At 63.7% G+C, this 22893-nt stretch carries 19 protein-coding genes and 1 pseudogene; 10 read left to right on the top strand and 10 right to left on the bottom strand.

What is annotated here, in order from left to right; genetic code table 11:
• Window positions 1–615 precede the first annotated feature (615 nt).
• Window positions 616–1722, top strand: coding sequence for an efflux RND transporter periplasmic adaptor subunit (locus NKI59_RS24475; protein WP_051406143.1), 1107 nt, complete (start codon window positions 616–618; stop codon window positions 1720–1722).
• Window positions 1719–4922: an efflux RND transporter permease subunit gene (locus NKI59_RS24470; protein WP_352707402.1), complete on the top strand. Its 3204-nt coding sequence runs from the start codon at window positions 1719–1721 to the stop codon at window positions 4920–4922. Before NKI59_RS24475 ends, NKI59_RS24470 begins: the two co-directional genes overlap by 4 nt.
• A 411-nt stretch (window positions 4923–5333) precedes the next feature.
• Here the strand turns inward: NKI59_RS24470 and NKI59_RS24465 are convergent, their stop codons facing one another.
• The gene (locus NKI59_RS24465) at window positions 5334–5975 is read right to left on the bottom strand and encodes a peroxiredoxin-like family protein (protein ID WP_352593740.1); all 642 of its coding nucleotides are present in this window, start codon (window positions 5973–5975) and stop codon (window positions 5334–5336) included.
• Window positions 5976–6390: 415 nt separating this feature from the next.
• On the opposite strand from NKI59_RS24465, the gene NKI59_RS24460 reads away from it, so the two are divergent.
• Window positions 6391–6993 carry a cupin gene (locus tag NKI59_RS24460; protein WP_352707400.1) on the top strand — a complete coding sequence of 201 codons (603 nt, stop codon included), beginning with the start codon at window positions 6391–6393 and terminating at the stop codon, window positions 6991–6993.
• A 59-nt stretch (window positions 6994–7052) separates the two neighbouring features.
• Here the strand turns inward: NKI59_RS24460 and NKI59_RS24455 are convergent, their stop codons facing one another.
• Window positions 7053–7961: a hydrogen peroxide-inducible genes activator gene (locus NKI59_RS24455; protein ID WP_352707398.1), complete on the bottom strand. Its 909-nt coding sequence runs from the start codon at window positions 7959–7961 to the stop codon at window positions 7053–7055.
• 147 nt (window positions 7962–8108) lie between these two features.
• Between NKI59_RS24455 and katG the strand changes: the two genes are divergently transcribed.
• Window positions 8109–10307 (top strand): catalase/peroxidase HPI, encoded by a 2199-nt coding sequence (gene katG / locus NKI59_RS24450; RefSeq protein WP_352707396.1) that lies wholly within the window; start codon window positions 8109–8111, stop codon window positions 10305–10307.
• 78 nt (window positions 10308–10385) lie between these two features.
• Here katG and NKI59_RS24445 read toward each other — a convergent pair whose 3' ends face one another.
• Window positions 10386–11063 (bottom strand): MIP/aquaporin family protein, encoded by a 678-nt coding sequence (locus NKI59_RS24445; RefSeq protein ID WP_023677138.1) that lies wholly within the window; start codon window positions 11061–11063, stop codon window positions 10386–10388.
• Between the two features lie 344 nt (window positions 11064–11407).
• On the opposite strand from NKI59_RS24445, the gene NKI59_RS24440 reads away from it, so the two are divergent.
• From NKI59_RS24440 to NKI59_RS24430, 3 genes are all read left to right on the top strand, one after another.
• The gene (locus NKI59_RS24440; protein ID WP_352707394.1) at window positions 11408–12697 is read left to right on the top strand and encodes an RsmB/NOP family class I SAM-dependent RNA methyltransferase; all 1290 of its coding nucleotides are present in this window, start codon (window positions 11408–11410) and stop codon (window positions 12695–12697) included.
• 125 nt (window positions 12698–12822) lie between these two features.
• A complete protein-coding gene (locus NKI59_RS24435) occupies window positions 12823–13281 on the top strand; it encodes a PaaI family thioesterase (RefSeq protein WP_023677140.1) in 459 nt (152 codons plus the stop codon).
• A 26-nt stretch (window positions 13282–13307) separates the two neighbouring features.
• Window positions 13308–13982: a 5'-methylthioadenosine/S-adenosylhomocysteine nucleosidase gene (locus NKI59_RS24430; RefSeq protein ID WP_352707392.1), complete on the top strand. Its 675-nt coding sequence runs from the start codon at window positions 13308–13310 to the stop codon at window positions 13980–13982.
• Here NKI59_RS24430 and NKI59_RS24425 read toward each other — a convergent pair.
• Window positions 13954–14280, bottom strand: a complete 327-nt coding sequence (locus NKI59_RS24425; protein ID WP_352707390.1) for a hypothetical protein — start codon at window positions 14278–14280, stop codon at window positions 13954–13956. The genes NKI59_RS24430 and NKI59_RS24425 overlap by 29 nt on opposite strands.
• 71 nt (window positions 14281–14351) lie before the next feature.
• Here NKI59_RS24425 and NKI59_RS24420 point away from each other — a divergent pair, with 71 nt between their 5' ends.
• Both NKI59_RS24420 and guaA read left to right on the top strand, forming a co-directional pair.
• Window positions 14352–14885: a MarR family winged helix-turn-helix transcriptional regulator gene (locus NKI59_RS24420; protein ID WP_352707387.1), complete on the top strand. Its 534-nt coding sequence runs from the start codon at window positions 14352–14354 to the stop codon at window positions 14883–14885.
• 55 nt (window positions 14886–14940) lie between these two features.
• Window positions 14941–16503 (top strand): glutamine-hydrolyzing GMP synthase, encoded by a 1563-nt coding sequence (guaA, locus tag NKI59_RS24415; RefSeq protein ID WP_352707385.1) that lies wholly within the window; start codon window positions 14941–14943, stop codon window positions 16501–16503.
• A gap of 376 nt (window positions 16504–16879) precedes the next feature.
• On the opposite strand, the gene NKI59_RS24410 is transcribed toward guaA, so the two are convergent.
• The 4 genes and pseudogenes from NKI59_RS24410 to NKI59_RS24395 form a co-directional block, all read right to left on the bottom strand.
• Window positions 16880–17674 (bottom strand): SDR family NAD(P)-dependent oxidoreductase, encoded by a 795-nt coding sequence (locus NKI59_RS24410; RefSeq protein ID WP_352707382.1) that lies wholly within the window; start codon window positions 17672–17674, stop codon window positions 16880–16882.
• 36 nt (window positions 17675–17710) lie between these two features.
• Window positions 17711–18526, bottom strand: a pseudogene (locus tag NKI59_RS24405) (alpha/beta fold hydrolase).
• A gap of 55 nt (window positions 18527–18581) precedes the next feature.
• Window positions 18582–19301 carry a hypothetical protein gene (locus NKI59_RS24400; RefSeq protein ID WP_352707380.1) on the bottom strand — a complete coding sequence of 240 codons (720 nt, stop codon included), beginning with the start codon at window positions 19299–19301 and terminating at the stop codon, window positions 18582–18584.
• Window positions 19302–19312: 11 nt separating this feature from the next.
• Window positions 19313–20137, bottom strand: coding sequence for an alpha/beta fold hydrolase (locus tag NKI59_RS24395; protein WP_352707378.1), 825 nt, complete (start codon window positions 20135–20137; stop codon window positions 19313–19315).
• A gap of 147 nt (window positions 20138–20284) precedes the next feature.
• Here NKI59_RS24395 and NKI59_RS24390 point away from each other — a divergent pair, with 147 nt between their 5' ends.
• Window positions 20285–21226: a GlxA family transcriptional regulator gene (locus NKI59_RS24390; RefSeq protein ID WP_352707376.1), complete on the top strand. Its 942-nt coding sequence runs from the start codon at window positions 20285–20287 to the stop codon at window positions 21224–21226.
• Here NKI59_RS24390 and NKI59_RS24385 read toward each other — a convergent pair.
• Together NKI59_RS24385 and NKI59_RS24380 are read right to left on the bottom strand one after the other, a co-directional pair.
• Window positions 21223–21702 carry a DUF302 domain-containing protein gene (locus tag NKI59_RS24385; protein WP_352707374.1) on the bottom strand — a complete coding sequence of 160 codons (480 nt, stop codon included), beginning with the start codon at window positions 21700–21702 and terminating at the stop codon, window positions 21223–21225. The two genes, NKI59_RS24390 and NKI59_RS24385, sit on opposite strands and share 4 nt — an antisense overlap.
• Window positions 21703–21732: 30 nt before the next feature.
• Entirely contained in the window at window positions 21733–22764 is a 1032-nt protein-coding gene (locus tag NKI59_RS24380) for a zinc-binding alcohol dehydrogenase family protein (RefSeq protein ID WP_352707371.1), read from the bottom strand.
• Window positions 22765–22893 lie beyond the last annotated feature (129 nt).

Here is a 22893-nt window from a genome sequence, read left to right as displayed (position 1 = left end):
GCCGATGGCCGTCCGTCACCCCTGATCGATTAAAGCCTCACCGACGCTGCCAACGAAGCTCACGCCTCAAACCCCGCGCCCCTCCCGCGAGCGGGTTCGTTCGCTGGCGCAACTACGCCCTCAAGCGCGGTCGCCGGTGATGTCCGCTGTAAGGCGGTGGCACAACTAACTTTAACGGCCGACCTTGGGGCGCGTTGCAGACCGGCAGCCTCGGGGCCGATAGCGGAATGGCGGCTTTAACGTTTGAAGAAGGATTGCGGACGTTCAGCCCGACGGGACCAAGGTCTGCTCCCGGGTCTAGCCGTCCCCTCTCAATGGCGTCCCGGACCGCCCGGTGAATCTGCGTTGCCAGTGGCGGGTGGCGGGGCAGCCACAGGGTGGACATTTCAGCCCACATGGAAAATGATCATGTTGCCATGCACAACACTGCAGTGATCTGATCTCGACGAAAAGCCTGAGCGTAGAAGCGGATCAACCGACCTCCGGGTCCAGCGAGCGAGGACGCAAATGGACACCCCAGAGAATGGGCAATTGCATCGCGACACGGGCGGGCGACCGTGTCGATCGGCCGGCTGGCTTTCCCGCGCCGCCGTGTCGGCGGCATTCCTGCTCGGCATGGCTTTCAGCAGCACTGCGTTTGCGCAGGACCAGCAGCTACCCGTGGTGACAGCGGCCAAGCCGGTGGTCCGTGAAATCGTCGAAGACGACGAGTTCGTCGGGCGCTTCGAAGCCGTCGACCAGGTCGCCATCCGTTCGCGCGTCAGCGGCTATCTGGACAAGGTCAGCTTCCAGGACGGCGCACTGGTCAACAAGGGCGACCTGCTCTTCACCATCGACGAGCGTCCGTACCAGGCGGCTTATGATGCCGCCAAGTCGCAAGTGGACGTCGCCAAGAGTCTGCTCGAATTCTCCAAGATGCAGCTGGATCGCGCCGACGAACTCGCCAAGACCGGCAATATCTCAACCGCGACGGTCGACGACCGCCGGCGGGAATACCTTTCGGCGCAGGCGCAGATGCAGGGCGCGACGGCTGCGCTGACGACGGCCAGCCTGAACATGGAATTCACCGAGATCAAGGCGCCCTTGTCCGGCCGCATCGACCGCCGGCTGGTGTCGGTCGGCAACCTCGTGCAGCCGGATTCCACCTTGCTGACGACCATCGTTACGCGCGATCCGATCGACTTCTATTTCGACGTCGATGAGCGCCTGTATTTCAGCTATGCCCGCGACGCGAAGGAGCGCGGCGGCAGCATGCAGGAAGGCGCCGGCGGGCTCGAGGTGGTGGTTCGCGTCGCCGACCGCGCGGAGGCGGTATTCAAAGGCAAGCTCGATTTTGCCGAGAACCGGATCGACAACGCGACCGGCACCATGCGGGTACGTGCAAGGTTTCCCAACGCCGATGGCATTCTCCAGCCAGGCATGTTCGGGCGCATCAACGTGCCGGGGTCGCTGCCGCATAGCGGCGTGCTGGTGCCCGACGAGGCGATCGGCGCCGATCAGGATCGCCGCATCGTGTTCCTGGTGGACGAGGCCGGGATGGTGTCGGCGAAGCCAGTGCGCACCGGCCCGCTTCTCGACGGCTACCGGGTCATCCGCCAGGGCCTGACCGGCGACGAGACAATCATCGTCAAAGGGCTGATGCACGCCAGGCCGGGCACCAAGGTGAAGGTCGAGATGGTGACGTTGCCGCCCAAGGCCGAGACCGCCGAGTTGCAGCAATGAGGTTCGCACATTTCTTCGTCGACCGTCCGATCTTCGCATCGGTCGTTTCGATCGTCCTGGTGATCCTCGGCGGGATTGCTTATACCCAGCTGCCGGTCGCGCAATATCCCGAGATCGCGCCGCCGACCATCGTCGTTCGCGCGCAGTATCCGGGCGCCGACGCCGAGACGGTCGCAGCGACGGTGGCAACGCCGATCGAGCAGGAGATCAACGGCGTCGAGGGCATGCTCTACATGTCGTCCTATTCGTCGGGCGACGGGGCGATGGCGCTGACCATCACCTTCAAGCTGGGCACCGATCTCGACCAGGCTCAGGTGCTGGTGCAGAACCGCGTGTCGGTCGCCGAGCCGCGCCTGCCCGAAGAAGTCCGCCGCCTCGGCATCACCACCACCAAGAGCTCGCCCGACCTGATGATGGTCGTGCACATGCTGTCGCCCGACAATACCTACGACCAGCTCTACGTCTCGAACTACGCCCGCTCGCGGGTGCGCGACATACTGCTCAGACTAGACGGCGTCGGCGACCTCATCATCTTCGGCGAACGCGAATATTCGCTGCGCATCTGGCTCGATCCGGAAAAACTGTCCGCCCTGGGGATGACCTCGGGCGATGTGGTGCAGGCGCTGCGCGACCAGAACGTCCAGGTGTCGGGCGGCTCGATCGGCGCGCCGCCGACCAGCACCGGCACGGCGTTCCAGTACACGGTCACCACGCAAGGCCGCTTCAACGACGCACGCGACTTCCGATACGTGATCGTCAAATCGACCGACGACGGCCGCCTGATCTCGCTGCAGGACGTGGCGCGCATCGAGCTCGGCGCCAAGGATTACGTCACCAACTCCTATCTCAACGGCAAACCGGCGGTGGCGCTCGCCATCTTCCAGCGGCCGGGCACCAATGCGCTCGCCGCAGCCGCGGAGATCCAGGACAAGATGAAGGAGCTTTCCCGCGACTTCCCGAAGGGGTTGAGCTACGACATCGTCTACAATCCGACCGAGTTCGTCGCCGAGTCGATCCAGGAGGTCTACAAGACGATTCTCGAGGCGATGCTGCTGGTCATCATCGTCATCATCGTCTTCCTGCAATCGTGGCGCATGGCGATCGTGCCGATCGTGGCGATCCCCGTGTCGCTGATCGGCACGCTGGCGGTGCTTTACGCCGCCGGCTTCTCGCTCAACATGCTGACGCTGTTCGGCCTCGTTCTGGCGATCGGCATCGTCGTCGACGATGCGATCGTCGTGGTCGAAAACGTCGAGCGCAATATCGCCAGAGGGCTGGCGCCCAATCCGGCGTCGCACCTGACCATGGACGAAGTCGGAACGGCCGTCATCGCGATCTCGCTGGTGCTGATAGCCGTGTTCGTACCGACAGCCTTCATCCCCGGCATTTCTGGGCAGTTCTATCTGCAGTTTGCGATCACCATCGCGGTGTCGACGGCGATCTCGGCATTCAATTCGCTGACGCTTTCGCCGGCGCTGGCCGCACTGCTGTTCAAGCCGCATCACGCCGCGGCGGCGCCGCCGCGCTTTTTCCTGGCGCGGTTCGGACGGGCGCTCGCCGACGGCTTCAATCGCGGCTTCGACAGGGTCGCCCATTGGTATTCGAGCATCATCCGCGTGCTGGTCGGCTCGTGGATAACGATCGCCGCCATGCTGGCCGTTTTCGCGGCCCTCATCTACGCCACGGTCTACATGGTGCAGTCGGTGCCGCGCGGTTTCATTCCGTCGCTTGACCAGGGCTATGCGATCGTCGTCATCCAGTTGCCGGACGGCGCTTCGCTGTCGAGGACCGATGCGGTCATCCAGCAGGCGTCGCAGATCATCCAGAAAACGCCAGGCGTCGACTACGCAGTCGCCTTCGCCGGCTTCTCCGGCGCGACCTTCACCAACGCCAGCAACGCGGGCGTGATCTTCGCCAGGTTCAAGCCGTTTGACGAGCGACTGAAAGCCGGCCAGTCGGCGACCCAGGTCATCGGCAATCTGTTCGGCAGCCTGCAAAGCATCAAGGAAGCATTCATTATCGCACTGCCGCCGCCGCCGATCCGCGGCGTCGGCAATGCCGGCGGCTTCAAGCTGCAGATCCAGGAGCGCAACAGCGCCGACATGCGGCAGATCCTGGCGCTTGCCAACGAAATCGCCGGCAAGGCCAACAAGACGCCGGGGCTGACGGGTGTGTTCACCACGTTCTCCGCGTCGAGCCCGCAATTCTTCCTGGCGATCGATCGCGACAAGGCGCGCATCCTGAACGTGCCGATCCCCAACATCTTCGAGGCGCTGTCGATCAATTTGGGCACCGCCTACGTCAACGACTTCAACGCTTTCGGGCGCGTCTACCAGGTGCGGGCGCAGGCCGACCAGGCGTTCCGTCTCGATCGCGCCGACATCTTGAAACTGAAGGTGCGATCGGCGACCGGCGCGCTGGTTCCGCTCGGCACATTGGTCGAGATCCGCGACGTCACCGGCCCGGCGCTGGTCCAGCGCTACAACATGTACGTTTCGGTGCCGCTGCAGGGCAACGCCGCGCCCGGCGTTTCCACGGGCGACGCGCTGGCATTGATGGAAGGGATCACGGCAAAGACGCTGCCGGCCGGTACCTCCTATGAATGGACCGAGCTCGCCTATCAGGAGCGCAACACCGGCAATGCCGCTGTCTATATCTTCGGACTGTCGGTGTTGTTCGTGTTCCTGGCGCTGGCGGCGCAATATGAAAGCTGGGTGCTGCCGTTCGCCATTGTGCTGGTGGTGCCGCTCGGCGTGCTCGCGGCGTTGGTCGGCGTGTCGTTCCGAGGGCTGGACAACAACATCCTAGTGCAGATCGGCCTCATCGTGCTGATCGGGCTTGCCGCCAAGAACGCGATCCTGATCGTCGAATTCGCGCGGCAGGCGCAGGAACGCGGGCTGTCGGCCGCCGAGGCTGCCGTCGAAGCCTGCCGGCTCAGGCTGCGGCCGATCCTGATGACCGCCTTCTCGTTCATCCTCGGCGTCGTGCCGCTGATGATCGCAACGGGCCCGGGCGCAGAAATGCGCCAGTCGCTCGGCACCGCGGTATTCTCCGGCATGCTCGGCGTCACCTTCGTCGGCCTGTTCCTGACGCCGGTGTTCTACGTCACGCTCAGGTCGCTGTTTTCACGGCGCAAGCCCCGTGCCGAGGCCGAGCCTTCGGGGCCGGCAGAGGTGCCATCGGAGACGGCCGCCGAGTAGGGTCACGAATTCGCCGCGTCGGGCGCGGCTTATCACTCCAGAAAATCGGCGCGGCGCGGCAACGGCCACGATCTGCGCGATCTCGGCGTCGAGGTGCGGCGGAGACCCTGCTCGGTCTGATCCAGCCTAACAGCCGCATCCAGTTCAGCGAGACGATGCCGGGCGGCGAGGCCAATGCGATCTTCTATCTGGTCGACCGGGCGGGGCTTGAGGGCGCAACCGCGACCTCCGGAGTCCTCGCTTGCGATGTCTGCTTTCAGGACGCGGAGAAGCTGATCTCTACGGCCGAGATCGGACGCGAAGCGGTCATCCACGATCTTCAGGTTTTGACCCAGGACGGCCTTTCCCCGGTAGTGAGCGGGAAGGGCGCGGTCGTCGAGCGAGTTGTCAGCCGCCTATTTCCGCAGCCCATTAATGTGCAACTTGGGAAGCCGCTGACATCAATTCCTCCGGATTCGGCGCCTTGGGGGTATTGAGGCCAGCCTCCAGAACTTCAGTGAAGCTCCAGCGTACAATGCCCCCTCGGTCGATGAGAAACTGACCAACCAGCAGCTCCTTAGCGGAAGCCATCATCTGCTGATCGGCTTCCGTAATCTCATACCCCTCCTTCTTGTTGAGCAACTCGTTTATTGCGATGGGGTCCATAGGCTCGGGCAACTCACCCGGGAGATCGATACGGATCCCCATGACCTTGTCCATCCCGATCTCGCGCAAGCCGAAAGCACGGTGCGAGGCCCGCTCCGGGTCGGACGCGGCGAGAAGATCGGGTGTCGGATGGTAACGGAAATAGAGCCGTGCCCGCTCTACCGGCGTATTGACGACCGCCAGGCATTCGACGCCTTTCTCAGCCAGGGCCGGCTTGAGTTGCGCCATAGCCGCGACATTGCGCCGGCAGAACGCACAGTGCAGGCCTCGAAACAAGCCGATCAACAATGGGCTACGACCTCGAAAATCAGTGAGCGCGATTTTGCCTTCGCGGGAGATCGCATCGAGAATAATATTGGGCGCCCGGTCGCCCGGCTGCAGCGGGCGTTCGACATTACTCGTGGACATGGACAACCTCCTCGCCCGGGTAAGCACACCCAGTCATCGGGGGTTGAGTCCGTGCTGGGGGACGCCAGGGCAAAAATTGCTTTCGACCTTTGCCATATTGCCGAGGTCGAGATTACGCGCGTTGCAGGTGCATCATAACACGAAAAAAGCCTCTGCGGGTCGCCCGTTTCGCGAGCTGTCGCGAGCGCTGTGGTAAACAGTGTATCGTCTCATCCGTGCCATGGGACGACACAGCGGCGGGACTGATTGGATATTCACATGCTTGCGGTGTTCAAGTCTTGAAACTTGGGCGGCTTCGATGTGCCCGGATGTCAAATGCCGACCGCACAGATCGCAGATCTCTACCCTCAGCGGAACCGAGCGCCGTGCAGCCGGTTAAGTCGGCATGAAGCCACCACCAATCCAAGGCCACACCATGAGCATTTTGCAAACTACGAAGAAAGCCGTCGAGCAGGTCACTGGCATCGCCAGACCGGGCCGGCGCGAGGTTCCCGATCTGGTCAGGCCGCGTAAACCGAATACGTTTCGGTTTGGGGATGATGGCCTGGTGCCCAACCATCCGTTCTGGCCGCTTGTCGTCTATCGCGGCGCTGTGAAGTTGCCCGAAGGCTTCGATCCTGCGGCTGTCATGGAGGCGCTGTTCGAGGCAAATGGCTGGGGCGATAGCTGGCGCAACGGCATCTACGGTTACGTCCACTACCATTCGCGGATACACGAGGCGCTGGGCGTTGCGCGCGGCACGGCCAAGGTCCGCTTTGGCGGCAGCAAGGGACGTACGCTGTCGCTGAAGGCCGGCGACGTCGCGGTGCTTCCGGCCGGCACCGGGCACCAGCGTCTTTCCGCATCCGACGACTTTTTGGTCGTCGGCGCCTATCCTCCATCCGGCACCTATGACCTGTGTACGACCGCCGCCGACCATGCCAAGGCAGTCGTCACGATCCCCAGGGTCGGCCGTCCGCGCAAGGACCCTGTCTATGGAAGCAACGGCCCGTTGCTCGCAGCCTGGGAACATGATTGAAGCCGTTCCTTTCTTGCGGGTTGGCTTCGGGACTAAAACCGGATCCTTGACCCGCCGCTCTACGCTGCCAGCACCGCCGTATCCAGCCCGCGAATGATCTTGGCCAGTTCGACGCATTCGTCGTGGCGAACCTTGTTGCGTCGCCACGCCAGGCAGATCGTGCGTTGCGGCATCGGCTCCTGGAACGGCACGATCTTCAAATCGGGGATAGTGCTGGCTGGCCCCGCCGCCATCTCGGGGATGAGCGTGACGCCGAGCCCATGCGCCACCATCTGTAAGAGCGTCGTCAGGCTGGTCGCGCCGTAGCTTGCCATCGCCACCGGCCGCACGTTGCCGCAGACGGCGAGGGCCTGTTCGCGCAGGCAATGGCCTTCCTCCAGCAGCATAAGCCGCTCCAGTGCCGGGCTCTCCGGTGGCACCGGCGGCGAGGCGAAGGCGGGATCGCCGGCCGGCACGGCCAGGAAGAACCGGTCGGAGAAAAGTTCCTCGGTAACCAAGCCCGGGTAATCGAGGGGCAGCGCCGCGACGAAGGCGTCGAGCCTTCCCGAACTGGTGTCGTCGACCAGCGACGCGGTCACCGCCTCGCGCAGTTCCAGCTGTAAGGCCGGGAAATGCTGTTTCAGCTCCGGCAGCACATGCGGCAAGAGATAGGGCGCCACCGTCGGGATGATGCCGAGCCGGAAGCGGCCTTCCAGCGCCGGGCGGCCGCGCCGGGCCGTCGCCTCGACGTCGCGGACGTCGGCAAGAATGCGCTCGATGCGCGGCAGCAGGGCCACGGCCTCGTCGGTCATCCGCACCACCTTGCCGCCGCGCTCGAACAGACGGCAATTCAGCCGCAGCTCCATCTCGGCGATCTGCGAAGACAGCGCCGGCTGGCTGACGCCGGCGAGTTTTGCGGCACGGCCGAAATGCAGCGTCTGCGCCAGCGCCTCGAAATAATGCATCTGCCGGACGGTCAAACCGATCATAAGGAAAACCTATCAGAATAAACAGCAAAGGCAATTTGTCTTTATCGGCTGGGCGGGCTAGTCTGGAACCATTCCAGAATGGCGCGGCCGCTGGCCCTGCCCGGAAAATCAACAAAATCCCGGACAATCAACAAATCGGAGGCAAAGATGGACGCGAAAACCGACGACAACAGCGCCGGCAAATGCCCGGTCCCACATGGATCGGCCAGGAGGAGCAACCGTGACTGGTGGCCGAACCAGCTTGACCTTGGCGTCCTCCATCAGCAGTCCAGCCTCTCGGACCCGATGGACGAGGACTTCGACTACGCCAAGGAATTCAAGAGCCTCGATCTCGATGCGGTGATCAGGGATCTGCACCAGGTGATGACCGATTCGCAGGATTGGTGGCCGGCCGATTTCGGTCATTACGGCCCGCTCTTCATCCGCATGGCCTGGCACAGCGCCGGCACCTATCGCATCGGCGACGGCCGTGGCGGCGCCGGCGCCGGCCAGCAGCGTTTCGCGCCACTCAACAGCTGGCCGGACAACGCCAATCTCGACAAGGCGCGCCGGCTGCTGTGGCCGGTCAAGCAGAAATACGGTAGGAAGATCTCCTGGGCCGACCTGTTGATCCTCACCGGCAACGTCGCGCTGGAATCGATGGGCTTCAAGACCTTCGGCTTCGCCGGCGGCCGCGCCGATGTCTGGGAGCCCGAGCAGGACGTCGACTGGGGATCGGAAACCAAGTGGCTCGCCGACGAGCGCTATTCCGGCGACCGCGAACTTCAGGGCCATCTCGGCGCCGTGCAGATGGGGCTGATCTACGTCAACCCGGAAGGGCCGAACGGCACGCCCGATCCATTGGCCGCGGCGCGCGACATTCGCGAGACCTTCGCTCGCATGGCCATGAACGACGAGGAAACCGTGGCGCTCATCGCCGGCGGTCACACCTTCGGCAAGACCCACGGCGCCGGTGATGCATCGCTGGTCGGGGCGGAGCCGGAAGGCGCCGGCATCGAGGCGCAGGGCCTCGGCTGGTCGAGCAAGCACGCCACCGGCATTGCCGGCGACGCCATCACCTCGGGCCTCGAGGTGACCTGGACCACGACGCCGACCAAATGGAGCAACAACTTCTTCGACAATCTGTTCAACTACGAATGGGAGCTGACCAAGAGCCCGGCCGGCGCCCATCAGTGGACGCCGAAGGGCGGCGCCGGTGCAGGCACCGTGCCGGACGCGCACGATCCCTCGAAGCGCCGCGCGCCGGCGATGCTGACCACCGACCTCGCGCTACGCGTCGACCCGGCCTATGAGAAGATCTCGCGGCGGTTCCATCAGAATCCTGATCAGTTCGCCGATGCCTTCGCCCGCGCCTGGTTCAAGCTGACCCATCGCGACATGGGTCCGGCCGTCCGCTATCTCGGCCCGCTCGTGCCAAAGGAAGAGCTGATCTGGCAGGACCCGATACCGGCAATCGACCACGAGCTGGTCAGCGAACAGGACATCGCCTCGCTGAAGGCGAAGATCCTGGCCTCCGGCCTGTCCGTTTCCGAACTGGTCTCGACCGCCTGGGCCTCGGCCTCGACTTTCCGCGGCTCCGACAAGCGCGGCGGCGCCAACGGCGCCCGCATCCGCCTGGCGCCACAGAAGGATTGGGAGGTCAATCAGCCGGCGCAGCTGGCCAAGGTGCTCGAGACATTCGAAGGCATCCAGAAGGGCTTCAATAACTCGCAGTCCGGCGGCAAGAAGATCTCGCTTGCCGACCTCATCGTTCTCGGCGGCGTCGCCGCGGTCGAGAAGGCGGCCAAGGACGGCGGCCATGACGTGCAGGTTCCTTTCACGCCGGGCCGCATGGACGCTTCGCAGGAACAGACCGACGTCCAGTCCTTCGCCGCGCTCGAGCCGAAAGTCGATGGCTTCCGCAATTATGTCAGGGGCAAGCAGCCGATGTCGGTCGAAGCGATGCTGGTCGACCGGGCGCAGCTGCTGACCTTGACGGCGCCGGAGATGACGGTGCTCGTCGGCGGGTTGCGGGTGCTCGGCGCCAACACCGGTCAGTCGAAGCACGGCGTGTTCACCGACAGGCCGGGCACGTTGACCAACGATTTCTTCGTCAACCTGCTCTCCATGAACACGGTCTGGGATCCGGCCGCCGGCTCCGATGAAGTCTACGAGGCGCGCGACCGCAAGACCAGGGCAGTCAAGTGGACCGGCACCCGCGCGGACCTGATCTTCGGCTCGCACGCGCAATTGCGTGCGCTTGCCGAGGTCTACGGATCGGCCGACGCCGGGCGGAAGTTTGCCAAGGATTTCGTCGCGGCCTGGGCCAAGGTGATGAACGCCGACCGTTTTGACCTCGCGGCGTGATCCGGGCATACGAATTCTCGACGCAACAAAAAAGGCGCGGGCCTCGACCCGCGCCTTTTCCATGAAGCCTTCGAAAAGTCAGTCTTTCTCGAAGATACCGGCCTTGGCGACCACGCCGGCGATGGCGCCGCCGATCAGCGGCGCGACGATGAACAGCCACAGCTGGCCGATCGCCGCAGTTCCCGAAAACAGCGCCGGTCCGATCGAACGGGCCGGGTTGAGCGATGTGCCGGTCACCGGAATGATGGCGAAGTGCAGTCCGGCCAGCGTCAGGCCGATGACCAGGCCGGCGAAGGCCGTCGTGTGCTTGGCGTTGGTGACGCCGAGGATCACCGTGACGAAGGTGAAGGTGCCGATCAGCTCCCACAGGAAGGCCGAGCTGACGCCCCATTTCGTCACGTCCCAGCCATTGGCGCCGAAGCCGCCGGTGTGGCCGCCTACCTGTCCGGAGACGATGATCCACAGCGCCAGCGACGCGATGATGGCGCCGATGACCTGCGCGATCCAGTACGGAATCACATCCCTGGCCGGCATCCGCCCGGCGAGGAACACACCGAGCGTCACCGCCGGATTGAGGTGCGCGCCGGAAATCGGGCCGATCGCGTAAGCGGCCGCTATCAGGCCGATGCCGAACGCCAGACCGATGCCTTCCTGGCCAAGCGGCAGCGCGCCGCCGAAGCCGCCCGTCACCACCGAAGCCGTGCCGATGAACACCAATAGAAACGTGCCTAGAACTTCCGCCAGATAAGTTTTCATTGCCCTCTCCTCGTAACGACCCGCGGCTCCGCTTTTTCTGCGACGCGAATCACCGCGCAAAGAGTATTCGCAACCGGAAAACTTGCAAAGCAGAGCAGTTTCGCAAGCCGCTATGCTTGTGAGCACCAGACACGTACATTAGAAACGTGTAATATATTTATCGAATTGTTTCGTTCCGCATGCCGGCGCCCGCTTGGTGGCGGCGGCTCGCGATGCACCAACCCACATTCGTCACCCTCGGCATGGATCGTCTCGCCGTCGGCGAAACAGAACTGTTTCAATCAGGGCACGAAAAGCTCTAAGAGCAGGGCCGGAATTAATTTGCTGAGTAATGGAAGACGACAATGAGACTGGGCGGGCGGCTGGCGGCAGCCATCGAAGTGCTTGACGACATTGGCCGGCGCCACCGTCCGGTGGCCGATGCGCTGAAGGACTGGGGCCTGTCGCACCGCTTCGCCGGTGGCGGCGACCGTGCCGCGATCGGCAACATCGTCTATGACGCGCTGCGCCGCAAGCGCTCGGCCGGCTGGCTGTTGGGCGAAGACACGCCGCGCGCCATCGGCTTCGGCGCGCTGCTGCTCGAATGGGGCCAGACGGCGCAGTCGCTGAACGAGGCGCTCGAGGGCGACAAGTTCGCGCCGCCGCTGCTTACCGACGACGAATTGAAAACGCTCGGCGGTCGCCGGCTTGCCGATGCGCCGCCGGCCGTCAGGGCAGACATCCCCGACTGGTGCATGCCGCTGTTCGAGCGGGCGTTCGGCACGGCCTGGGTGGAAGAGGGTGCCGCTCTTGGCACTCGCCCGCCGCTCGACCTCAGGGTCAATACGCTGAAGGCCGAGCGCGGCAAGGTGCTGGCCGAATTGGCGGAGACCGGCGCCAAGCCTGCCCGGATCGCGCCGCACGGCATCCGCATCCCGCCGATCGAAGGCGATGGCAGGCACCCGAACGTGCAGGCCGAACCGGCCTTCCAGAAAGGTTGGTTCGAGGTTCAGGACGAGGGTTCGCAGATTGCGGCCGAACTGGCCGGCGCCGAGCCTGGGATGCAGGTGCTCGACTTCTGCGCCGGCGCCGGAGGCAAGACGCTGGCGCTGTCCGCGGCGATGGACAATCGCGGCCAGATCTTCGCCCATGATGCCGAGAAGGCAAGGCTGGCGCCGATCTTCGACCGCATCCGCCGTTCGGAAAACCGCAATGTGCAGATCGTCACCAAGCCGGCCGAACTGGCGCCGCTCGGCAAGCACATGGATATCGTCCTGATCGATGCGCCCTGCACCGGCAGCGGCACCTGGCGGCGCCGGCCGGATGCCAAATGGCGGCTGACGCAGAGACAGCTCGACGCCCGCAAGGGCGAGCAGGAGACGATACTCGATGCCGCCAGGGACTTCGTCAAACCCGGTGGCCTGCTGGTCTATATCACCTGTTCGGTGTTCGACGAGGAGAATGGCGACCAGGTTTCGGCGTTCCGGGACCGCCATCCCGATTTTGTCCCGGTCGATCACCGCCAGCTTTGGGACAGCCGTTTTGCGGGCCACGAAGCGGCAATGCGCATTGGCGCTGCGGGCGGCATTTCGCTGTCGCCATTGCTGAGCGGCACCGACGGCTTTTACTTCTGCGCGCTGCGGCGGGCCGGCTGAATCGTTGTCATCGATACAGGGCTAAGCCGAATGCTGCAGTGCAGCATTTGCGATTGCCTGCCGCCCACCCCTCTGCGATAAATGCCTTTGCAATAAGATTTGCCGAGAAACAAAGGGCGACGGCCATGGCAGCAAAGATCGTTCCTGCTCCCGATTATGAGGACCGCGTCAGGACGTCCTTCGCGCGCCAGAACGCGATGATGACGATTGGCGCCGAGCTGACGCTGGTGACGCCCGGCATCATCGAGATCGAAATGCCCTATTCTGCGGCGCTGACGCAGCAGCACGGCTTTCTCCATGCCGGCGTCATTTCGACGGCTCTCGACTCGGCCTGCGGCTATGCGGCATTCTCGCTGATGCCGGAAAATTCCGGCGTGCTGACCATCGAGTTCAAGGTCAATCTGCTGGCGCCCGGCAGGGGCGAGCGCTTCCTGTTCCGCGGCTCGGTGACCAAGCCCGGCCGCACCATCATCGTCGCCGACGGACAAGCCTATGCGTTCGCCGTCGATGGCGAGGCCAAGCTGATTGCCACAATGACCGGAACGATGATGACAGTGCTCGGCCGCGACGGCATCGAGGGCTGAGGAGCGGGTAGGGAGGATGGACGATCATGGCCGGCAAGACACCTGATGAGCTCACCCCGATGTCCGGCAAGTCCGTTCTCTTCGTCATGGCGGCCGAGGCCGAATACGGTCCACACCTGCAGCGGCTGTTCACGCCGCTGATGACCGGCGTCGGACCGGTCGAGGCAGGTATCGGGCTCGGCGCCGAACTGTCCCGGCTGCACGCCGGGAAGGCGCTGCCGGATCTCGTCGTGTCGCTCGGGTCGGCGGGCAGCCGGACGCTGGAACAGACGGAAATCTACCAGGCCGTTTCGGTTGGCTACCGCGACATGGACGCCTCGCCCCTGGGGTTCGAGAAGGGCGCCACCCCGTTCCTCGACCTGCCTGTCAGCGTGCCGCTGCCGTTCAGGATACAAGGCGTCAGACAGGCGACGCTGTCGACCGGGGCGGCAATCGTCTCCGGCGCCGCCTACGACGCGATCGCCGCCGACATGGTCGATATGGAGACCTTCGCCTGCGTGCGCGCCTGCCAGCTGTTCGACGTGCCGCTTATCGGCCTGCGCGGCATTTCCGACGGCGCGGCCGATCTGAGACACGTTGGCGACTGGACCGAATATCTGCACGTCATCGACGAGAAGCTGGCCGCGGCGGTGCAACTGCTGGAACAGGCGATCGCCTCCGGCGCGATCGACTTCAAGCTTGTTGGGGCGGCAGGTTCTTAGCGTTGCCGAACAGCACGCCGATCATCCTGAAGCGAACGGCGTTGTCGCGATTGATGTAAGTGACTGACCCGGGCTCGTGATCGAGGGCCCAGCGTCCGGTCGCGCCGGTGTCCCAGTCGGCGACATAACCGTCATCGAGCATCCGCCAGCGCCCGCTTCGCGCCTCGCCATCGTCGAGCAGCATGTGCGCGGCACCCTCGCTTTCAAAATAGACGTAAGCCTCCTTGCCGTTTCGTTCCAACACGTGGGTCATGCCCGGAATGAGCATTGCAAGGGTTTCCTTCTGAAGTGCTGCCATGATTTCCTCCTGAATTGAAGTCGCCGATTGCCTTGACCGGCATCGCCACTTAGAGTGAACTAGTAGTCAAGATGCTTGACTATGTATCGGGCGAGAAGAATGTGGTCAAGGGACTTGACGAAAAACCTGAAACGCTGCCGGATCACATAGGTTGGCGGCTGTGGCAGGCGAGCCGCGCCTGGCAGACCGAGTTCGCCGCTGCGATGCGCGCTGCCGGCCATCACTGGTTCACCGAAGCGCGTGCCGGCCTGCTTGGACACATCCCGCGCGGCGGCATGCGCCAGTCGGCGCTGATCGAGCGCTCGGCGATCTCAAAGCAGGCGATTCAGCAATTGCTCGATGGCCTGGAGACGGAAGGTGTGTTGCAGCGTCTGCCCGATCCGCAAGACGGTCGCGGCAAGCTTGTGCGCTACACCCGCAAGGGCCTGGACGCCCTGCGCGATGGCGACCGCATCAAGCTGCAGATCGAACGGAGCTATGTTGCCCGCCTTGGTCACGAGCGTTTCGCGGCGCTGATGGGCGCCTTGCGGTCAGTCGATACAACGCAAACTGATGCAATGGACAAAGCCTCTGGCGTTCAGGACGACACGCCGGAATCGAAGTGAAAGCGCGACCTCACAACCCATTGCGCCGACTCGTTTCTTTCTCTAAACGCTCGCCATGAAAACAGCCAATCATCCCGACACCGTCCTGATTGTCGATTTCGGCAGCCAGTTCACCCAGCTGATCGCCCGCCGCATCCGCGAGGCCGGCGTCTTTTCCGAGATCGTGCCCTTCCAGTCGGCCGAGGCGGCGTTCAAGCGCATCAATCCGAGGGCGGTGATCCTGTCCGGCGGCCCGGCCTCGACCGGCGACATCGGCAGCCCGCGCGCGCCGCAGATCGTCTTCGATGCCGGCGTGCCGGTGCTCGGCATCTGCTATGGCCAGATGGCGATGTGCGTGCAGATGGGCGGCGTCGCCGAAAGCTCCGACCACCGCGAATTCGGCCGCGCCTTCGTCGAGATCGCCGAGGACAGCCCGCTGTTCGAGGGCCTGTGGGCGCCCGGCCAGCGCCACCAGGTGTGGATGAGCCATGGCGATCGCGTCATCTCACTGCCCAAGGGGTTCGAGGTGCTCGGAAAATCGGAGGGCTCGCCCTTCGCCATCTTCGGCAATGTCGAGCGCAAAATGTACGGCCTCATGTTCCACCCCGAAGTGGTGCATACGCCGGACGGCGCCAGGCTGATCCGGAACTTCGTCCACAACATCGCCGGCATCGAAGGCGACTGGACGATGCGCGCCTACCGCGAGCACGCGGTCGAGACGATCCGCAAGCAGGTCGGCAAGGGCAAGGTGATCTGCGCGCTGTCGGGCGGCGTCGATTCCTCGGTCGCGGCCTTGCTGATCCATGAGGCGCTCGGCGACCAGCTCACCTGCATCCTTGTCGACCACGGTCTGATGCGCAAGGACGAGGCATCAGGCGTGGTGGAGATGTTTCGCCAGCATTACAATCTGCCGCTGATCCTGGTCGACGCTTCGGACCGTTTCATCGGCGCGCTCGAGGGCGAGTCGGACCCCGAGAAGAAGCGCAAGACCATCGGGCGGCTGTTCATCGAAGTGTTCGAGGAGGAGGCCGAGAAGCTCGGCGGCGCCGATTTCCTGGCACAAGGCACCCTCTATCCCGACGTCATCGAAAGCGTCTCTTTCAGCGGCGGCCCGTCGGTGACCATCAAGTCGCATCACAATGTCGGCGGCTTGCCCGAACGCATGAACATGCAGTTGGTCGAGCCGCTGCGCGAATTGTTCAAGGACGAGGTGAGGGCGCTCGGCAAGGAGCTCGGCCTGCCCGACAGCTTCATTGGCCGGCATCCGTTCCCCGGTCCCGGTCTCGCCATCCGCTGTCCGGGCGGCATCACCCGCGAAAAGCTGGAGATCCTGCGCGAGGCCGACGCCATCTATCTCGACGAGATCCGCAAGGCCGGCCTCTACGACGCCATCTGGCAAGCCTTCGCCGTGCTGCTGCCGGTGCAGACCGTCGGCGTGATGGGCGACGGCCGCACCTACGAGTTCGTCTGCGCGCTGCGCGCCGTCACCTCGGTCGACGGCATGACGGCAGACTTCTACCATTACGACATGGCATTCCTGGGAGCAGCCGCCAGCCGCATCATCAACGAGGTACGCGGCATCAACCGCGTCGTCTACGACGTGACGAGCAAACCGCCAGGCACCATCGAGTGGGAGTGAGGGAGAGTGCTGTAGAGTATAGAAGCGTAGAATAGCGCATTGCGCGGGACTTCTTCCCAGCGAAAGTGCCGAATGCCGAATAGCTCCCAGGATTTCTCATCGCGGGCACCGTCTATTCTCCGTCACTCCGATCTGATCTCGATTTGGAATCACAATCGGACCCGCACTCGACGACCGGCGAGGCAGTCTCCGAAACAATTGCGCGGGCATCGCTTCGAAGACGCTCGATTGTAACCTTGGTAGTCAAGACCAGCGCAACGAAGACCGCCTTGGCCGCTGAGATATCGTGCAAATAGCAGAGACTCATGCAAGCAGAAGCCGAGCCGCCTGAGCCCGTCAGAGTCCGCGCCAGTCTCAGCGTCGATTCAGAGTCAGATCACCGCAGTTTTCGGTACCGCGGCGCGACGTTGCTCTTCGAGAGGTTCGGCGCCATCGCGAGGCGGGCCTGCTGCATGGCCGTGAACTGCTCTTCGTCCGCCAGCGGCGGTATCGTGACGGTTTCCGCCCGGTCAAAGCCGACCAAAGCTGCATCGACCATGTCGCCGACCTCCATCAGGAAGCCTTCGGGGAAGGAGTCGATGTCCCGGCCGGCCTTTTCCCACAGCTCGGTTCGCGTGGCGCCGGGCAGCACGACCTGGACATAGACGCCCCTGTCCTTGAGCTGGGCGGCCATCGCCTGGCTAAGATTGAGCAGATAGGCCTTGGTGCCGCTGTAGACGCCCTCGAACATCTCCGGCGCAAGCGCGAGCACTGAGGACAGGTTGATGATCGCGCCAGCGCGCTTCGCTGCAAAGGCTTTCGCCGCGGCGGAGGCGAGGCGGGTCGGCGCCGTCATGTTGAGCGCGATGATCCGCGAAAGTTCGGGGGCGCCGTTCTCGAGAATACCCCCCTTCAACGACATGCCAGCATTGTTGACGAGCAGCGTGACGTCGTCGGCGCCCAGGCGCTGTTCAATCTTCGCGACGTCGCCATCCAAGGTGAGGTCTGCCGGGACGATCTCCACCGCAACGCCGGTTTCGCTGCGAAGACGCTCGCCGAGCGCCATCATGCGCGTCAAATCGCGCGCCACAAGGACGAGGTCATAACCACGCTTCGCGAGACGGTCGGCATACACCGCACCGATCCCGGCCGATGCCCCGGTGATGAGGGCGACGCCGTTGGAACTGGCCAAGAGATTTCTCCATTCTTCGGGGAGGATTCGGTTTGTTCAGGCCCTGATGAAGGCAAGCAGGTCCGGGTTGAGCACGTCGGCGTGCGTGGTCAGCATGCCGTGCGGATAGCCCTGATAGACCTTGAGCTGACCGTGCCGCAGCAGCTTGATCGACAGTTCCGAGGAAGCGGCGATCGGCACGACCTGGTCGTCGTCTCCGTGCATCACCAGCGTCGGCACGGTGATCGCCGAAGTCGGTCTCGGAGAACACGGCGATGCAGTCGTAGTGCGCCTTGGCGCCGCCGATCATGCCCTGCCGCCACCAGTTCTGGATCGTGCCTTGGGAGGTGTTCGCGCCGGGACGGTTGAAGCCATAAAAGGGGCCGCTTGCGACGTCGAGGTAGAATTGCGCCCGGTTGGCGGCGAGCGCCGTGCGGAAACCGTCGAACACCGACATCGGCGTGCCGCCCGGATTCTTCTCGGACTTCACCATGATCGGGGGCACTGCTCCGACCAACACCGCCTTGGCGACACGCCCGGGCTTGAGCGGGCAACATAGCGCGCCGCCTCGCCGCCGCCGGTCGAATGGCCAATATGGACGGCGCTCTTGAGATCGAGATGGTGGGTGAGCTCCATCACGTCGGCGACATAGGTGTCCATGTCGTTGCCGGTGTCGGTCTGGGTCGAGCGGCCATGCCCGCGCCGGTCGTGCGCGATCACGCGACAGCCGTGGGACAGGAAGAACAGCATCTGCGCGTCCCAGTCTTCCGCGCTGAGCGGCCAGCCATGGTGGAAGACGATCGGCTGCGCGTCTTTGGGACCCCAGTCCTTGTAGAAAATCTCGGCGCTGTCCGCGACCTTGAGAATAGCCATGCCGGGAAACTCCTTTTTGAGTGTGTCAAATGATAAGGGTGTGTCGGCGCGCCCTTCATTCGATGCGATAGTTTGAGAGATCGACCCCGACGATGAGCGGTTCGGCGGCTGGTTTGTTGTCGGGATTGCGCGGATAGACTCGGAACTTGGAAGGCAACACGACGCCCTCGACGGTGACGGGTTCGAGGAGATAGCGCGCCGCTGCGTTGTTGCCCTGGATCTCGACCTCGTAATCGTGACGCCGGATCAGGCCATCCGGACCAACGTAGAAGGTCTGCTCCCTGCTGTGGGTGGCGATGGTTGCCGGAAAGGTCACCCGCAGCCGGCGCCACGTCTCACCTTCTTCCGACCAGGGTGCGATTTCCTCTGCCACAACGCCTGGCTGCGCGAGGATGAAGGGCGAAGTCAGATAGGTCCACATTGTGTAGCCCGCGAAATAGGCGAGCTGCAGGTCGCTCCAATGCGTCTCCATGGCAAATCCTGTGAAGCTCGCGCGCGGTTGCGGCAGTGTCTCGACGACATCGCCATCGGGTGTCTCGATCCTGACCTCATTGGGCGTGAAGCGGGAGCGGTTCTGTGTGGGTTGGAAGGGCCAGTGCGACACCTCTTCCTTTCGGAGGTTCACCTGGACGTTGGCATGGGCGAGCGTGTCCGGCTTTCCCTTCAGGTCCCAGAGGATACCGAACTGGTGGAGCGTGGCCGTCAGAAAGGAAAATCGCCGGAACCGTTCGAGGCTGCCATGGGCCTCGATCACCTGCTGCTGAAGATCGTGCATATTTCTTCTCCTCAAGCGTCCAGGAAGGTTCGGCAGTGGGTGACGAACGTCTCCCGGTACTGGAACAGTGCGCCGTGGCCTGAGTCCGGATAGAGGATGAGCTGTGCGTTCTTCATGGCCTTGAACATGTTGTACGCATTGATGCTTGGAAACATCGTGTCGTCGCTGCCATGCACGATGAGGGTCGGCTGGGCGATGGCGCGGAGCGTCGCCTCGCCCTCATCCTTGCGGGCGCACCAGCCGATGATCGCTTTCGCCTGCGGCTCGCTGACCTCGTCTCCACTGTCGGGGTCCCGCTCTTGCGTGCGGGTCGTGGCGCGCGCCACGAAAGCCCGGCCGGCGCGCTGGCTTTCTTCCGAGGGCGTGAAGAACAGAGGCAGACGCACATCCGGCGCGCCTTGAGCGAACGCTTCCTCCACTACGGCCAGAAGATGTTCCTCGCCGCCGCGCGGCGCCGCGCCTGCTATGATGATCTTGCGGATCAAGCCGGGGTGTTGCACGGCAAGGATCTGGGCGAGCATGCCGCCGAGGGAGAAGCCGAGAAGATCGACCTTGGCGAGGCCAAGCCCGCGTATGAACGTTTCGGCATCCGTCGCCGTCTGCTCCACGGTGTCGGGCGTTTTGCCGGTTGACGTGCCGATGCCGAGATTGTTGAAGACGATGACCGGCCGCGTCTCGGCCAGCTTGTTCACCACGGCCGGGTCCCAGGCATCCATCGTCCCGGTGAAGTGCTGCAGTAAAACAATTGGGATTCCGGCGGTGGGGCCAAGGCGCCTGTAAGCAAAACGAACACCGCCGATATCGAGATATTCGTTCTTTGTCGTTTCGAGTGACATGTGCGTTCCTGCGTTTGAAAACCGCAAGATAGCTAACAGTGGACTCCCGAAGCCGACAGGACTTAGATGCCATCATTCCGGCCATGAGCATGGCGAGCCATCGCCGGAACAACTATTTACGGGTGAAGCAACCCCTATGGAGAAAGCATGAAGATCGGCCTCGTCCTTTGTCCCGGTTTCCAACCCGTCTGCTTCGGGGCCGTCGCGGCGTTCGACGTCGCCAACAAGCAAGCTGACCAAAAGCTCTACGACATGCGCGTGTTGTCGGAAGATGGAGGGCTGGTCGCCTCGTCATCCGGCATGCAGGTCATGACGGAGGCGTTCGGCGAGGCTCCCTACGACACGCTGATCGTCGCCGCGGGTCTGGAGATTCCGACGTCCTCACCGGGGCTGGTCCGGCTGCTTCGTGGGGCCGCCCGCGACGCCCGCCGGGTCGCGGCCATCTGCCTTGGCTCCTTCGTCCTGGGAGACGCCGGGCTGTTGAACGGCCGGCGCGCCACGACCCATTGGCGTTATGCTCAGACCCTGCAGGACCGGTTTCCGAACTGCCGCGTCGACATGGACAAGATCTACATTGCGGACGGACCGATCTGGACCTCGGCGGGCATGACGGCTGGAACCGACCTCGTCGTCGGCCTGATCGAACGCGATCACGGGGTCGACGTTGCCCGCTCGGTCGCGAAGGGCATGGTCATGTACCATCGCCGCTCGGGCGGACACTCCCAGAACTCTACCTTGCTCGACCTCGGCACCAACGAAGACAGGGTCCAGCGCGCGCTGAACTTCGCCCGCCAGAACCTCGCTCAAAGCCTGACGATCGACGATCTTGCCGAGGCTGCCTGCCTCAGCCCCCGTCAGTTCACGCGGCTGTTTCGGTCGGAAACCGGCACCTCGCCGGCTAAGGCGGTCGAGGCGCTGCGGGTCGAGGCTGCGAAGCTGATGCTGGAGCAGAGCCGGTTGCCGATCGAAGCGATCGCCCGCGAGGTGGGGTTCGCCAATCGGGAGCGGATGCGCCTGGCCTTTGCGCGGCTGCACGGGGAGGTTCCGAGGGCGATCCGCAATGATGCGGGGCCGCTCGCCGCCCTCTAGCCGGCTGCGTTGAGGAGCACCGCTCGGTCGAGGGCGAGCCCGACTTCGCGGATATGCGCGTCGCCGAACTGGCCGAAGAGCGATGAGGGGCGATCATATTCGAAGACTGTCCCGCTCTCGGTCTCGAACAGAGCGACCCGGAGTGGCGCGTAGAGCGCAGCGCCGAGGTGGTGACGGGTCATCTTAGAGGCGGTTATCGGGTTGCCGATCTCATACTGAACCGCATTCTTCCTGCCGCCGGCTATCTCGAGAAGAACTCCGTGGTCGCGCTCAAGGAAAACGAACAGCTTCGGGCCGCTCCTATCGTATTCGTCGATGGCGATCTGGTCTCCGCTGCTCAATAGAGGAATGATCCTCTCATTGAGCTCGGGCAGCTCGGTTGTAAGTACGGCCCGCACTTCGTTGAAAGACCGCCCGCAAGTGATTCTGATATGATCGACGGTGATCGAACGGGACGTGACTGCAACACTGGCCATCAATTGCTCCTTTGCCAGCACCTTTTCCGATCAGCGCTTGCTCAGGGCTGGCCAGCCTGCCAGCACGATCTTGCCCTTGGCGCGCCCGCTCTCGATCAGGGCATGAGCCCGTCGAAGGTTTTCAGCCGAGATGTTTCCGAATGTCTCGGCCAGGGTGGTCTTCAGGGTTCCCGCATCGACCAGCCTCGAGACTTCATTCAGCAGTGCCCCCTGCTCAGCGATATCGGCCGTGCCGAACATCGAGCGGGTGAACATGAACTCCCAGTGCGTCGATACGCTTTTCACCTTGAAGGGCGACACGTCGAGCGAGGCCGGGTCGTCGATCAGGGCAAAGCGGCCCTGCGGCGCAATCAGCTTGGCGATCTCGGCGAGGTGTTGATCGGTGTTGGTCGTCGAGAACACGAAAGCCGGCTGTCCGATCCCCAGCCGTTCGATCTCGATCGAAAGCGGCTTCGAATGATCGATCACATGATCTGCGCCGAGATTGCGGCTCCACTCGGCCGTTTCCGGACGCGACGCTGTCGTGATCACGGTGATATCGGTAAGCTTGCGGGCGAGTTGCGTCGTGATCGATCCGACCCCGCCGGCGCCGCCGATGATCAGGAGGGCATTCGCGGCGCCCGGGACGGCCTTACGGATGTCGAGCCGGTCGAACAAGGCCTCCCAGGCCGTGATGGCAGTCAGCGGCAGGGCCGCCGCTTCCGCGAAGCCGAGCGAAGCGGGCTTCCTGCCCACGATCCGCTCGTCGACCAGATGGAATTCAGCGTTCGTTCCGGGCCGGCCGAACGCACCCGCGTAAAACACCCTATCGCCGGGCTCGAACAGGGCCGCTTCGGGCCCGGTCGCCTCGACCGTGCCGGCGGCATCCCAGCCGAGCACCTTCAAGGGCCCGGGTTCCGGCTGGGGCCGCATCCTCATCTTGGTGTCGACCGGGTTCACTGACACAGCTTCGATCCGCACGAGAATGTCTCGACCGGTGGGTTCCGGCCGCGGCAGATCGATGTCGGTGAGGGATGCCGGATCGCTGATCGGAAGAGGAGACCGGAAACCGATGGCTTTCATGATGATGTGACCTCGTAAGAAACGGTCGGGCCCATCGGCCCGTCAGGTGCCTTGGCCTACCAAACCACGGTGCGTGCCGACAGGACGTAGATGTCATCATTACCGCCATGTCTCTTGGACGATCATAGC

It is taken from the genome of Mesorhizobium sp. M0598, assembly GCF_040320865.1.
Taxonomy (GTDB): Bacteria; Pseudomonadota; Alphaproteobacteria; order Rhizobiales; family Rhizobiaceae; genus Mesorhizobium.
The sequence above is the reverse complement of the archived record's forward strand: the minus strand, read 5'-3'. Positions and strand labels throughout refer to the sequence as shown.

What these genes read in the sequence shown, in the direction of transcription:
- NKI59_RS24475 (WP_051406143.1), top strand. Translation starts at nt 616, where the DNA reads ATGGCTTTCAGCAGCACTGCGTTTGCGCAGGACCAGCAGCTACCCGTG.
- NKI59_RS24470 (WP_352707402.1), top strand. Translation starts at nt 1,719, where the DNA reads ATGAGGTTCGCACATTTCTTCGTCGACCGTCCGATCTTCGCATCGGTC.
- NKI59_RS24465 (WP_352593740.1), bottom strand. Translation starts at nt 5,975, where the DNA reads ATGTCCACGAGTAATGTCGAACGCCCGCTGCAGCCGGGCGACCGGGCG.
- NKI59_RS24460 (WP_352707400.1), top strand. Translation starts at nt 6,391, where the DNA reads ATGAGCATTTTGCAAACTACGAAGAAAGCCGTCGAGCAGGTCACTGGC.
- NKI59_RS24455 (WP_352707398.1), bottom strand. Translation starts at nt 7,961, where the DNA reads ATGATCGGTTTGACCGTCCGGCAGATGCATTATTTCGAGGCGCTGGCG.
- katG (WP_352707396.1), top strand. Translation starts at nt 8,109, where the DNA reads ATGGACGCGAAAACCGACGACAACAGCGCCGGCAAATGCCCGGTCCCA.
- NKI59_RS24445 (WP_023677138.1), bottom strand. Translation starts at nt 11,063, where the DNA reads ATGAAAACTTATCTGGCGGAAGTTCTAGGCACGTTTCTATTGGTGTTC.
- NKI59_RS24440 (WP_352707394.1), top strand. Translation starts at nt 11,408, where the DNA reads ATGAGACTGGGCGGGCGGCTGGCGGCAGCCATCGAAGTGCTTGACGAC.
- NKI59_RS24435 (WP_023677140.1), top strand. Translation starts at nt 12,823, where the DNA reads ATGGCAGCAAAGATCGTTCCTGCTCCCGATTATGAGGACCGCGTCAGG.
- NKI59_RS24430 (WP_352707392.1), top strand. Translation starts at nt 13,308, where the DNA reads ATGGCCGGCAAGACACCTGATGAGCTCACCCCGATGTCCGGCAAGTCC.
- NKI59_RS24425 (WP_352707390.1), bottom strand. Translation starts at nt 14,280, where the DNA reads ATGGCAGCACTTCAGAAGGAAACCCTTGCAATGCTCATTCCGGGCATG.
- NKI59_RS24420 (WP_352707387.1), top strand. Translation starts at nt 14,352, where the DNA reads ATGCTTGACTATGTATCGGGCGAGAAGAATGTGGTCAAGGGACTTGAC.
- guaA (WP_352707385.1), top strand. Translation starts at nt 14,941, where the DNA reads ATGAAAACAGCCAATCATCCCGACACCGTCCTGATTGTCGATTTCGGC.
- NKI59_RS24400 (WP_352707380.1), bottom strand. Translation starts at nt 19,301, where the DNA reads ATGCACGATCTTCAGCAGCAGGTGATCGAGGCCCATGGCAGCCTCGAA.
- NKI59_RS24395 (WP_352707378.1), bottom strand. Translation starts at nt 20,137, where the DNA reads ATGTCACTCGAAACGACAAAGAACGAATATCTCGATATCGGCGGTGTT.
- NKI59_RS24390 (WP_352707376.1), top strand. Translation starts at nt 20,285, where the DNA reads ATGAAGATCGGCCTCGTCCTTTGTCCCGGTTTCCAACCCGTCTGCTTC.
- NKI59_RS24385 (WP_352707374.1), bottom strand. Translation starts at nt 21,702, where the DNA reads ATGGCCAGTGTTGCAGTCACGTCCCGTTCGATCACCGTCGATCATATC.
- NKI59_RS24380 (WP_352707371.1), bottom strand. Translation starts at nt 22,764, where the DNA reads ATGAAAGCCATCGGTTTCCGGTCTCCTCTTCCGATCAGCGATCCGGCA.